Source organism: Campylobacter concisus, from assembly GCF_902460415.1.
In the GTDB taxonomy this organism is placed as follows: Bacteria; Campylobacterota; Campylobacteria; order Campylobacterales; family Campylobacteraceae; genus Campylobacter_A; species Campylobacter_A concisus_Y.
Window position 1 is genome coordinate 343,523 of the sequence record NZ_CABPTY010000002.1, and the last position, 13,018, is coordinate 356,540.

At 31.8% G+C, this 13,018-nt stretch carries 7 protein-coding genes; 1 reads left to right on the forward strand and 6 read right to left on the reverse strand.

What is annotated here, in order from left to right; all coding sequences use genetic code 11:
* Positions 1-429 precede the first annotated feature (429 nt).
* The 6 genes from FZ940_RS05810 to FZ940_RS05835 form a co-directional block, all read right to left on the reverse strand.
* Entirely contained in the window at positions 430-2,457 is a 2,028-nt protein-coding gene (locus FZ940_RS05810) for an AIPR family protein (RefSeq protein WP_148821899.1), read from the reverse strand.
* A 9-nt stretch (positions 2,458-2,466) separates the two neighbouring features.
* The gene (locus FZ940_RS05815; protein WP_148821900.1) at positions 2,467-3,375 is read right to left on the reverse strand and encodes a PD-(D/E)XK motif protein; all 909 of its coding nucleotides are present in this window, start codon (positions 3,373-3,375) and stop codon (positions 2,467-2,469) included.
* Positions 3,368-6,031, reverse strand: coding sequence for a Z1 domain-containing protein (locus FZ940_RS05820; protein ID WP_148821901.1), 2,664 nt, complete (start codon positions 6,029-6,031; stop codon positions 3,368-3,370). Before FZ940_RS05820 ends, FZ940_RS05815 begins: the two co-directional genes overlap by 8 nt.
* The gene (locus FZ940_RS05825) at positions 6,021-7,424 is read right to left on the reverse strand and encodes an ATP-binding protein (protein ID WP_103646622.1); all 1,404 of its coding nucleotides are present in this window, start codon (positions 7,422-7,424) and stop codon (positions 6,021-6,023) included. Before FZ940_RS05825 ends, FZ940_RS05820 begins: the two co-directional genes overlap by 11 nt.
* The gene (locus FZ940_RS05830; RefSeq protein WP_103635447.1) at positions 7,405-8,430 is read right to left on the reverse strand and encodes a DNA cytosine methyltransferase; all 1,026 of its coding nucleotides are present in this window, start codon (positions 8,428-8,430) and stop codon (positions 7,405-7,407) included. Before FZ940_RS05830 ends, FZ940_RS05825 begins: the two co-directional genes overlap by 20 nt.
* Before the next feature lie 187 nt (positions 8,431-8,617).
* Complete coding sequence (locus tag FZ940_RS05835) at positions 8,618-10,399, reverse strand: site-specific integrase (protein ID WP_148822107.1); 1,782 nt, start codon at positions 10,397-10,399, stop codon at positions 8,618-8,620.
* Between the two features lie 762 nt (positions 10,400-11,161).
* On the opposite strand from FZ940_RS05835, the gene FZ940_RS05840 reads away from it, so the two are divergent.
* Positions 11,162-12,577: a plasmid recombination protein gene (locus tag FZ940_RS05840; protein WP_148821902.1), complete on the forward strand. Its 1,416-nt coding sequence runs from the start codon at positions 11,162-11,164 to the stop codon at positions 12,575-12,577.
* Positions 12,578-13,018: the final 441 nt, after the last annotated feature.

Below are 13,018 nucleotides of genomic sequence, written 5' to 3' on the forward strand. Positions count from 1 at the left end.
TGATTTTTTACCATAAGATATAAATGGTTTCATTATAATCACAATAAATTTATTACACCAATAAAATTATTGGGTATATACAGATTAACACTACCGGACATAGCTATTAGTATAATTTTATAAAACAAATAAGCTAATATACAAATAAAGACTTTCAAAATCTAAGACAATATTTCTAGGGTTACAAGCCCTCGGTACATTCTAACGCAAGATCCTCAATTTAACACATACCATGAACTTGATATCTTGAAGCACGACACTTAAAAAGGAATACCAAAAATTATCTTCCATTTAATTTTATATATTTTTAATATTCAGTTAAGATTCATTTTTATCTACAATCAAAGAGGTATAGCTTCCAAAATAGTTTTAACATTATACATACAATTACTGGAGTATATCCTTATTGACTGGTATAAAATATAGCCATTATATCAAAAAACCTTCTTTTATAGCATTCTCATAAAGATCATATAAAATAATAGCTTGCTTTATAGAAGGAAGTCCTATACTTCCATTTGCAATTTTTGCCAATATATCCATTTGTTTCATAGATATTTGGTGTCTTATTTCATCTTTTTCATAATATTTTAAAATCTTGTCCCAATCTTTAAATTTAACGACAAACGATTGAACTTCTATATTGTCATCAAGTTTCTTGTCTTTTCTTGCTTCTTTTTTTATATACTTTTCTTCTTCTGCACTGCTTAATATCTCATCATCAAATTCTAAACTCAATTCAATATCTTTTATACTATCCCAGCATAACTTCTTTTTACACCATTGACCTATATTTGCATTGCCTTCCGGCGGGTTAGTTATGTTAGTATATATTTTGCTAGCAACTATAGAGATTATATTCTCTAAATTATTAGATATTTTTTGTTCATCCCATATTTTAGAAAAATTTAAAAATAATCTATTTTTTTCTAAATAATACGATAAGTACGATAGGGTATAGGCTACGCATTGTGCCCTATAACCACCATTGTACCAAGTGGCGTAAGAAACAAGTTTTTCAACTTGTTTAAACATTATAATTCTAGATACTGCTTCTTTAAAATAGTTGCTCGTTATACAAAGCTCATCTTTTTCTAACATTTGAGTAATATGTTTTGCAAAAGCCATAAAGCTATATTGTGCGCCTTTTGATACAATATCCGGCGATTGTAGCCAAGCGATTTCGCTTTTAGCTAAAAATGTTTTATCTATAAGTTGTGACTTGGGGTTTTCTATTTGAAATTTCTTTTTGTCTGTGCCACTTAAATATGCTTGTTCATTTAAGTATTCGCCCCTTACCCTCTCATAAAACCAATGAGTTCTTACTTGTATTCCATCAACAGCTGGTGCCAAATTTCTTCTTGAACATTCTTTGAAATCTTTATGGAAAGGACTGTTTGAAAAAAAATCTGATTGATTTATCTTGTTTTGGGTATTTGCGTATTCGCTAACTTTTGAGACAAATTCATCTTGTTTTTCGGCGTCAGCAACTACAGATAGTTTCATCTGAACATAAATTTTTGATACGTCTAGCTTTGAATTTTTACTTGAAGCATATATGGCCGATACGGTCTGGCCTCCATTGACAATCTGAAAATTTGATATTTTTATAATTTTGCCATCTTGCAAAATAACATCATTGGCTGTTGCAGTTATGCCATTATTGTATGCGAAAAACATCTCTGGCTTATATTCTATAGTGTTTCGCAACCCCTTATTGACGTTGCCTCTAAATTGCAAAAAAGTTCTGACGTTTTGTTCTAAAAGTCTAGAGCCAAATGTATCATAAATTTCAACTATTGTCCTGCCATCTATTACGCTTAAATAAGATCTGTAGTCTTTCGCCGGCGTGTCTACTACAAGCGCCGGTAAATCAACCTCAACGTCAAAGTTGTTTTTTGAGTTATTTATAGTATAAATTTTATATAAAAACTCAATATCTATAATGCGATATTCCGCATCAATGCCAGATAGTACTTTATTTGGGATACTTGCTAAATTTTTAGTAATTTTTCCATCTGTTATAATAATAAGGCGGATTTTTTTAATTTCATTTTTAATTAAATACGAATATATATTATAGGCCATTGAGTAATGCTCAAACCCCTCCTCCATAGTATCATAAAGTTTTTGGAAACTCCTTAAAAGGAAATTTTCCAGCTTTTTAAATTTTGATTCTATCTGCGCTTTTATGAGAGTTTGTATATCATCACTTTGAAAAAAACAATGCACTAGAAGGCTAAGCTTACCACGCTCTACATCAAAGTCATATCCACTTACTTCCATATCTCTTTTATTGTATTCAGCAATCATGTAGTCTTGCGATAGCTCTCCTTCGTCAACAAGAGAGTCACAGACCGACTCAAAAAATGCTTCTTGTTTGCTTATACCTCGGCTTTGAGCTTGACTCACAATATCCTGCATAAAATCTTGATGAAAGTCATCTAAACTAACCATTTTTTGCCTTTAAAGTTTTATTCTCTCCAACAAAAATTCATTGCATTTTAATAAATCTACCGTATATTTTACGTTATGAATTCTGGAATCTATGTCTATGGAAGTAATTTTTGGAAATTTATTATCTACATTAAAAAATAAAATTTTATCTATTTTAAATTTTAATAGTTCTACTTGGAAATTTGATTTATAGCCATACGAAAAAAGCTTTTTATAAAATGATTCTACGTCGGCGACCTTTACTTCTATACTCTTTATGATGTCCTCAACACTAAGTCCTTGCGAATTTATAGATAAAGAGTATACTGCGAGATATAATTTTTCTTTAGTTGTATAAAGTTGATAAGCAGATGAAATTGTAACATGTGGCGATTTTGAAGCTTTATACGTTTTAATCTCAACAGCGCAGTCATTAAATAAAAAGTCTTGTTTATCAAAATCTGCCCCAACCCAAGAACTTAATGCCTCTTCAAAACCAACTTGTTTAGCTGCAATATTATTTAAAAAACTAAGTTCACCAAATAGCCCCATTTGCCTTTCTGCCCCAAAATCATCATCATTTGAAATAAAAAATTTTTTCCATTTTAGGAGTCTTGTTTCTATATTGTCTAAAACATTTTCATTATTATTGCAAGTATTTAAAAGAGAAATAATATCGTTGCAAACCAATACAAATAGTTGCCAATTGGAATTATCGTTTAGTGCTATATAAAATTTGGTACCATCTTTAAAATCTTTTCTTAGTGTATTTAAACCAATAAATTTTATACTCTTTTTACTAGTTTTTATACAAAAATCTAGTTCAATGCCAAAAGTATATCTTCCATCCAAATCCACTACCCAAAAAATATCATATCTATTGTCACCATTAACCCTTCTTCTGGTATTGTTTTTCATATCATTCCAAGGATTAATCATCTTGCTCTTCTAATTCTTCAAATTCCAAAAGCATCTCTTCTTGGCGTACTTTATTGATTAAATATTTAATAGTTTGAGAGCTACTACAAACACCATTATTGGGAAAACAAACGCCATAGGCTGGCAATATATCGCAACCAAATCCGATTTGATTATTTTTGGTGTCTAATATATGCAACATTAAAATTGGGTTTTTTAAATTTTTTCTTAAAAATGAAGGTCTATCGCCTCTTTTTTCTTTCTTGCTTTGTTCGTAAATTTTGTCATCTAGCAATGCTTTTTCCGGATCTTCTGCCGATAGTTTTCTATTCCCAAGTTCTATATAATCACTCTTGTCTTGCAATTTTGAGCGCTCTTCCATATTTATCCCAAATTTTTCTAAAAACCCACCCTTTCCGCCATAAAGAACAACATCCCACATTGTATTCTTATCTTCCAGATACGCCCTTATAAAATCTAACTGCATATGTGCTTTTATAACACTAAAGTTATTTATAAAATTTAATATTTCTATTTTATCTATATTTTTATATATAGTGGCGCTTCCTTTTTTACTACCTCTATTAAGTGATTCTATAAACTTTTTTAAAATATTTAAATTATTATTGTGCAGTTGTGGGTTCTTAGCAAATCTTACGGTTTCTATTAGCTTTCCACTTAAATCCAACGAAATACATTTTTCTTCAGCGTTTTTCATCTTATTTCTAGCCGTAATTTGTAGTTGACTTTTTGGGTCTTGTCTGACAGCTAATCCAAAATTATAAGGAGTTAGACCATCTTCTACCATTTCTTTAAATTTATACATAAGCTCATTCGTAGCCTCAATAATAAATTTAAAATAGTTTTGAATATCTTTTGGCATATAAATTTTACATAAATCCTCATAGCCTTGTCTATACCCGAACCATCTACCCATCTGCATAAGCGTATCATAGAATATTGTACTTCTTATAAAATAACTAACACTGAGTCCTTCTAGAGTAAAGCCACGTGACAGGCTAAGTCCTCCAACCGCAATGACATTTATTCTTTCGCCAGTATTATATTTAAGCGGCTTCTTACTCTTTTGGTGAACCTCTATTACTAGAATACTAGTTGCAATTTCAGATAATTTTTTTGAAATCTCTAACCATGAGAATTCAATATCAAATTTTGTCTCAAAAATATTCTTTAAGTTTAGTATCAAGCTACTTTGTTTTACCGAATTTGGAAGTAAAATAAAAGCATTAATATCATTTTTTAACGCTTTTAAATATTCATCTATCAAACATGCAATTTTTTCGTGTACATCAGAAAAGCGACTAATATTAACAAGCATACTATTATGCTTAATTTGACCCCTTAAATCCCTTGTTGCCACATTTAGTATAAATACATTTATAGCCTCGTATAGACTTTGTGGCAATTCGGATATAAGGTGATCTTTTTTATGTTTTAAAGGAATTTTTTCATCATAATCATTAATATCTATTAAATATTTATCAGGATTATCTATAAAAATCTTTTCGGCGCCGAAATAATTAGTCGGTGCATCAAGGGCATATATAAAATCTCTTGGAAAAAGATCTTTAGAGATATGCTCATTCATATTTTTAATCTTTACACTTTGCTCATCCTCTATTGTATGATCTATAAAAATATTTGCATAAGGTGTGGCAGTGTATGCAACATAGGAGCTTTTTTCAAAAAGTTCCAAAAGGGCTCTCAGCTCTTTATTTATGGTAGTTGGGTCGCTTTGTTCTTTTGTATTTATGGAGGCATAGTCAGACTCGTCGTCTATCAGCAACATGGCATGTTTTGAAATTTTATTACTATAATGAGATTTGATCCATGTTATGACATTAGAAAGAGTGCTCGCATTTTTCTTAATAACTAAAAGTACGGGTGTATTGATATTATCAAAATTTATACCTTGTGAATTTTTATGTGCGTCTCTTGTATTAAAATCGCTTATTTCCGTAGTCAAGCTAATAGGTTGCATTCTATTTGCATTAGGCAGATCATCAAGCCCAACCCCGACTATTTTTGAGTCATTTTTACCAACAAAAGCCTCATTTATACGAATTTGGGTCTGGTTTCTAAGATTGTTTTTATCTCCAGCAACAATAACTATAAATTTATAACCAATATCGGCAGCCTTACATATCAATGAAGCGTAATTTGAAGTTTTGCCAGATTGAACATGACCCACAACCATACCGTATACACTAAATTTATTCTCTCTCGGATCTCCAATTTGATTCATTATCATATCAGTATCATCATTTACAGTTTTAATGACTTGCGGAGGCAAGAAGTTTTTATAAAATTTTTCCAATCTATCCCAGTAAAAATTACTATTATTGGCTTTTGTGTTTATGCTATACCAAGACGTATTGCGTCGTTTTTGTTCATCGCCTTTTATTACTAAGCCCGTACTCATCCTTACATTAAAATATTTCTCTAAGTCGTCTTTTAGTTTTTCATAATCATTATCTGAAAAATCGCCGTCTTGGTTAAATATATCAACTTTAATGTCGGACTTAATAAATCTTTTTACTCGAGATATTTCGTTGTCAATATCTTCCTCTTGTAAAACCTCATTCTGTTTAGAGTACTTGTTGGTCAAACTACTTTTTGAAAAATTAAAAACTTCTTCATAAAAACTACATTCCATCCAACGGCTCCTTATATTTTTTAAAAATCTCTATTTTTTTAATTTCATCTTCGCTAAGTCCTATATTTTTTAGATATTCCAGTATTTTAACCGCTTCTGTATTTGAAATAATATCCTCTTGCCTAAAATTATGTGGATTTTGCTGGACCTGTACCTGTATAGCTTCTAATGGTATGCATGCCTCAAGTGATTTTAGGTATAGCTGAAATAGTTCTCTCGTTTGCAAATCCAATAAATCTAATAATTTTTGATGCATTGGATTTTCTTTATTTATTGCAAAATAAATTTTGCTATCTTCGCAAACTAAATCCCAAAATCTAGTAACATTTTTGTCATTTATTTTACGACCACGAGTAGAAAAGGGCTTTACCCCATCTTTTATGGAGTATAGAGCAACTCTTTTGAGCTCTTCTTTCAAGCCAGCAACTGGATTTGCGATAGACTTTTTTACATCAATATTCCACAACTCGTCTTGATCGTTTGAAATTTCAATCTTTATGCGAACAAGCTTTGTCGCATCGCTAGATTTTAGAGTTCCCCACCATTTACCGTAAACAAGTAGCCTGTGGGCTCTGTATAGATAGAAACCTTGAGATTTTATATAGCCACCTCTTCCGCCATATTTTTCCCATTCCGATGAAGTCACTTTTGAATGATGCGGTAAGATAAATGGGGTAATTTTTATTTCTTTTTCGTTGTATTTAATTATTTCTGTAAATTTTATAAAGGTTGCATCATGTGTTGGATTAAACGGATTAAAAGGTATTAACGGATTATTATTGATGGATATTTTTATTTTTCTTGCGCCGTCAGCACCCTCTAAAAATTGATGAAAAACCAAAGACAAATGCTCTCTTAGTATTTCTAAACATTCTGAAATTTGCTCGATTTTGTCCATATCTTCCCATATGACAAGAGTAGAATTATCGTTTTTATAAAAATCTTTAAAAATTTCAAGATTTTTATACTCACTCAACTCAGGCGTCAAAAGTAGCCATTTATCGCTTTTAGAGATATAGTCTAAATCCCATTGCTTAATATTTATCTGATTACATTTCTTTGATATAACGGTAAGTTTTTTGCATTGAGAAAATGAAGCCGTTTTAAGACCTAAACCAAATTTACCAAGAGCTATATCGTTTCTTCTCTCGTCTGGATTTTTCGAAGATAGTCTCATGGCTTCTACTAGCTCATCTTCATTCATTCCCACACCATTATCTAGAATGCAAAAAAACGGTTCAGGATGTTGTATGGCATAAATTTTTATATCATTTGCACTGGCAGATATGCTGTTATCGATAATATCAGCAACTGCCACTTCAAAAGTATATCCTATATCACGAAGTGATTTGATAAAATTTGCAACATTTGGATTAATTTCTATCGGATCCATCCAACACCGCTACAATCTCTTTTGCAATTTTTTCAACCATTGGCACAACAACAGAATTTCCAGCCTGCTTATACAACTGTGCTCTTGATATGTTTGATGGGAGTATAAAGTCTCTTGAAAAGCCTTGTAAATTAAAGCATTCTTTTGGGGTTAATCTTCTTATTACACCATCATCTAATATAATTGGTATATTGTGTCCACCTGCACCCATATTTGCAGTTAGAGTAGGGCACACATTTGATTTATTAGGGCGAACATAATAGCGTCTATACTGATAAACAATATTTTCATCCACTACACTCTCTATCACTTTACGGTGAATTTTATTATTTTTGTCGTTATATATATCAGTCAAGGTAACGCACGAGTTATCTAGAAAGAATTTTATACTTTTTGGTTTCTTATTTGTTTCCTTGGGAATTTTAAACTTGCTAGATAGTAGATTGGCTTGTTTCGTTTCTTTTATATTTTCTTTTATAGGTTTTTCAAATAAATAGTCGTCTTCATCCTTAAAGCCTACAATATAAATTCTTTCCCTTCCCTGTGGTATATCTGTATACTTTGCAGCGTTTAATATAAATGGTATAAAAGAATATCCAGCTCTTTTTATCTCATTTCTAATGGTTTTAAAAGTTTCACCGTTATTATGAGAAGCTATGGTTTTAACATTCTCTAAAAAAAAGGCTTTCGGCCTTAACTCTTTTAGTAATCTTGATACTTCAAAAAAAAGCTTACCACGCTCATCTTCAAACCCTCTGCCATGTCCAGCAAGTGAAAAGGGCTGACAAGGAAAACCTGCTGTTAATATATCTATATCACTTAAATTTTTACCGTTTAACTTTTTAACATCTCCTTCAATGAGATTGGTACTGACGTGATTCAATCTGTAAGTTTTACAAGCATCTTTATCAATTTCATTTGCCCATACAACATTACAATTTGAATTTTTAAATGCTTGGCACACACCACCAACTCCAGCGAATAAACTTCCTACTCTGTAAGTCACAAAAAACCTTTTTAATTTTTATGAATTATATAACAATACTTATAAAATATAAAAGCATTTAGTTTTAGAGTAGCTAGCCTCAATACTGCTTTGCGTATAGTTTGCATTTTTATTCTTTATTTAATACCTAAAATAATACTAAATAAGATATAAGAAAGTCTTAAAGCTCATGCTTTAAAATTTAGCCCTATTCATTTTCATACGATACCATCTCTACTTTAGCTTTTAGTGTATTAGCGTTAATAGGCTTAGCATAAGTATTTAGCAAAATTTTATACTGCTTTTCATGCCCTACTATCTGAGCTATAAGGTTGGCTTCGACCTCACGTTGCACTAGATAGTCTATAAAGTAGTGCCTAAAAGAGTAGAAAGTCTTTTTAGAGTCTTTGTCTATAAACTTTCTTTGGATCTGGCTTCTAAAAATTTCAGAGAAGTCCTTATTGCTTACCTTAAATATATTTCCGCTTTTCTTGCTATTAACATATTCTAGTAGGCCTAGATCTATGAGCTTACTATGGATAGGCACAAACCTAATGCTGTTTTTGGTCTTGGTAGTTTTACCATCATTTGTGTTTATGTTAAAGCAGTAAATTCCATCTTTTAAGACTATATCTTCTTTATGAAGTTGTGTGATCTCTTTTATCCTCATGCCACTATAAGCAGCTATCATTGTGACGTAGTAGAGCTCACTAGCCTCTATCCTTGAACTTGGTGATTTACCACTTTGTTTGATGTTAGTTACTATCTCAAAGATCTTCCTAGCTTCTGATGCTTCGTATGGAAGCACTGCCCTTTCACTAGGGTCTATGTCTATCTTGACGTTCATTTTTGCAGTTATGCTTTTACCTATATAGCCACTATCAAAGCAGTAGTTAAAAAACTGAATAACCCTTATCATATATTTTTGGATAGTAGGCTCAGAGAGTTTATCGTCCTTTTCTCCTAGCTTAAGTATCTGAGATAAACTTTTATCTTTATACCTACTCTTTTGAGCTAGCTTAGTTGGAATTTTATAAAGAAGATCTCTAAATTCAAGCAAGTTATCTCTCGTGATCCTATAAACTGGCGTATCTTCGTTAAAGTATAAAAATAAGAGCTTTTTTACGCCAGTAACTAATCTTTGCGTGTCTGGCGACCACTTGTCAGCTCTTTTAGTGTTTGTCTCAAATATCTCGAATGCATCCTTTAAGCTCTTTTGATCTTCTAAATTTAAAGCTGAGAATTGATTACTAGAGCCAGATGTCGCTTGCAGTACTTGCCTGATCTCGTACTCTTTGGTTATTTTGGCGCTAGGATTAAAAATACTAAAGCTACTATCGTCATCTAATTTTATCTTGATATTTTTTGGTGGATTTGGATCCAATATGATATCTTCCATGCTTCTATGGTCATTCTTTGTTCTTACTAGCTTTAAATTTGAAGTTGAGCCATACTTTTGATCTAGTATGGCATAAACCGTCTCGCTAATCCTCTGAGCCATAGCCTTAAGCTGTCCATCCGTAATAGGCAAATAACCGCTATCTTCAAGCTCTTTTATATTTTCTTGAAATGAAGCTATGTCCTTAGCGTCAAACGAACTAGGTTTGGCATGTTTGGTTAAGTTATCACTAGAATCATCTTCTAGAAAATATTGCTCACGCTTGTCATCAAAGAGCACACTGCTCTTCTCAAGCTTTGATACAAGATAGTTAAGTGTTAGTATGTTTTTCTCTAGAAGAGTTTGCCCTATGTTTTCTTTATCCTTGCCACCAAGAGCGCCAGCAGTGTTAGTGATATTGCTTATATCCTTAATTAAAATTTGAGGCAGATCACCATCTATCAAACTTTGTTTAAAGTAGTCATTGAGCGCATTTAGAAATTCTACATCCATCTTCTTATTAAGAAGAGAGTGCTCTTTGATACTCTTGCTAAGCTTTACTTTCATAAACGAATTTACAAAAGATTGGATTATGCTATCACTAAGATTCATGTGAACCGCCCTTTTTATCAAGTAAAGATTGTTGTCTAGAATTTTAGCCCTTTTTCTGGCTTTTTCCAAGAGATTAGTGGATGTGGAGAAGCAAATTTCTCGCTTTTCGTTAAAAAATTTTCTGATGCTTGGAGCAAGTGTGACTCGGTAGTAATATATACCGTTTCGCTCCCTTAAGTGTTGTCCCATATTTAATAGCCAACCGGTCAAAAATGGAACAGTTTTATGTAATCACTAAGCAAAAAATCGTCTAAAGTGCGTATTTCAGGCTTTTAGGAGCTCATATAAAAAATCCTCATAAGCCGGAGGTCGGGAGTTCAAGTCTCCCCCGTGACACCAAAACACACTATTTTAGGCACTAGCAGTGATGCTTTTGTTCTTTCCCTTTCTTTAAAATTTCCTTTAAGAGTGGAACACTTAGTTACTAAAGTGGGACAGTCTCTTAAAAATTCCAATGATTATAAAACCATCACCCTTTTAATACCATAAAAAATAGATTTGCTTTAAATTTTTACTTCTAGCTTTTTATCTATAATCCCCATAAATACGCACTTTTGGCATTTATCCTTTTACTATTTTTAATTTATTCTTTTTCTAATTATGAATTTTTTTACAAATTTTTGCATTTCTAGCTGAAATTTTTTCCAAAATTGGTGTAATTACTATAAATATCTTTTAAAAGGATAAAAATGAAAAATTTTTCATTAATAGTAACTAGCACCGCTAGCACGAAAGAAAGTTTACGTAGTGAGGTGATTTGCCATGGCTAATGCATATATAATAAATGATCACAACCTAGTTATAAATGTAAGGTCAGATTTTTTAACATATGGTAGAGCTATAGGTAGATTTGCACATGCATGTCGTGAGAAAAATCAAACCGAGCATATAAAGTATCTCAACAAAAATCCAACCACTCTTAATCGTTATAAGTTCCTAAGCGAGTTTAATAATAATGGCAATATGAGAGATGCTAACAGCAAAGATGATGAGCTACATAATATAGCCTTTGTAAAGAATTTACTTAAAGGCTTTCAAGAAAGCTTTGAGAAAGACTATACCAATCAGTCTTATACACAAAAAAGAAAAGGCATAGAAACTCTTATAAATAAGTCTTGGCGTAAAGATATGGCTGGTTTTTGTGAAGTCATCATCACATTTGGTACAGATAGGAAGAAAGAGCCAAAAGAAGGATTAAACAAAGAAGAGTCAAAATTTATAAATGAAAACATACGCATGGATAGAGTAATGAGATTTATAAATACATATTGTGCAAAGTATGGTGTAAAGTGTCTGCTTATAGCTGAACATAATGATGAGAAGACCAAGCACTTTCATATCTTTTTTACAAACTATAACTTTGAGAAGCATGCAAATTTGAGATTTAGCGGTAGGGCACAAACAGCAAAATTTGGTAAAGAGCTACAAGATATGGGCGCAGAGGCATTCGAAGGTCAGGTACTTCGCGGCAAACCAAGCAATAATAGACACAAGAGCTTAACCCAAATGCACCAAATAGCAAGTGAATATAAGAGTGAGCAAGAGCTAAAAGAGAAAATTCAAAAGCTTATAGAAGCGGAAGCAAATAAGCATATGCAAAAGAAAGAGCCTTTGTGGGGCGACGAGTACTTTAGGTTAGAGCCAAATGAAAAAAGAGCTTTAATAGTAGGTCTTAGAAATTCTGTTTTTGAACAGCTACAAGAGAACATTATCATCACATCTGATAAAAAGTTAAAAGAACAAGTAGAGCTTCTTGCTGGGCAAATAACAGAACAAAGCAAGATTATAGAAGAAAATAAAGAGAAAAGCATAGGAGTCTTAAGAGAAAAAGAGCAGCTAGAAAAAGAGCTAGATGATTTAAAAGAGACCAAAGCTGAGCAAGACAATGAGATAACAATTCTTAGACACAAACTAGAAGCACATACTAATCAGCAAACAAAGATAGATGAACAAAGTGCATTGATAGAGAGTAAGAATAGAGAAAATCAATCTCTAACACGTAAAGCTGAAAGTTTGAAAAGTGAAAATATCAGACTAAGAGACTTTAATGACAAAAGCTTGGGTCTTTTACTAGAAATAGCAAATATCAACCCAGAGATAAGAGAGATGATAGTCAATGAAATTCCAGAGCTAAGGAGTAAATTTACAAAAGATGATCCTGGGATGGAGATGGGGTAAAGAAATTTTCTAGAGATATCCAAAGTATAGTAGTAATATAAAAATAAAAAACCCCAAAAATCAATTAAAAGATAAAACACTATGAAAAAGGTGATCAGGTGGTCATATGTTTTAAGGATAGAAGTAATATGGTAAATAAATTTAGTTTGGCATATGAAGTATCACAATGCCGTTTATTTATATTATAAAAGTCTCATATCGTACCCCAGTACAATAGACATATACTTCTAAAATTTATATAATTCATTCAAAATTTAAAATACTATAAACAATAAGGAGAACATGATGGCTAAAGAAGCCGGAGTAGTTAAAAGCGTAAATGGAGGAATAGCAAGAGCACTTAATGACTTAACAGGAGAGGTAAGACAATTAAGTGTAGGAGATATTGTATACCAAGGTGAAAAGATAGTTACAGAGGGTTCTAACTCTAAAGTAACAATA

What these genes read in the sequence shown, in the direction of transcription:
- FZ940_RS05810 (WP_148821899.1), bottom strand. Translation starts at nt 2,457, where the DNA reads ATGGTTAGTTTAGATGACTTTCATCAAGATTTTATGCAGGATATTGTG.
- FZ940_RS05815 (WP_148821900.1), bottom strand. Translation starts at nt 3,375, where the DNA reads ATGATTAATCCTTGGAATGATATGAAAAACAATACCAGAAGAAGGGTT.
- FZ940_RS05820 (WP_148821901.1), bottom strand. Translation starts at nt 6,031, where the DNA reads ATGGAATGTAGTTTTTATGAAGAAGTTTTTAATTTTTCAAAAAGTAGT.
- FZ940_RS05825 (WP_103646622.1), bottom strand. Translation starts at nt 7,424, where the DNA reads ATGGATCCGATAGAAATTAATCCAAATGTTGCAAATTTTATCAAATCA.
- FZ940_RS05835 (WP_148822107.1), bottom strand. Translation starts at nt 10,399, where the DNA reads ATGAATCTTAGTGATAGCATAATCCAATCTTTTGTAAATTCGTTTATG.
- FZ940_RS05840 (WP_148821902.1), top strand. Translation starts at nt 11,162, where the DNA reads ATGGCTAATGCATATATAATAAATGATCACAACCTAGTTATAAATGTA.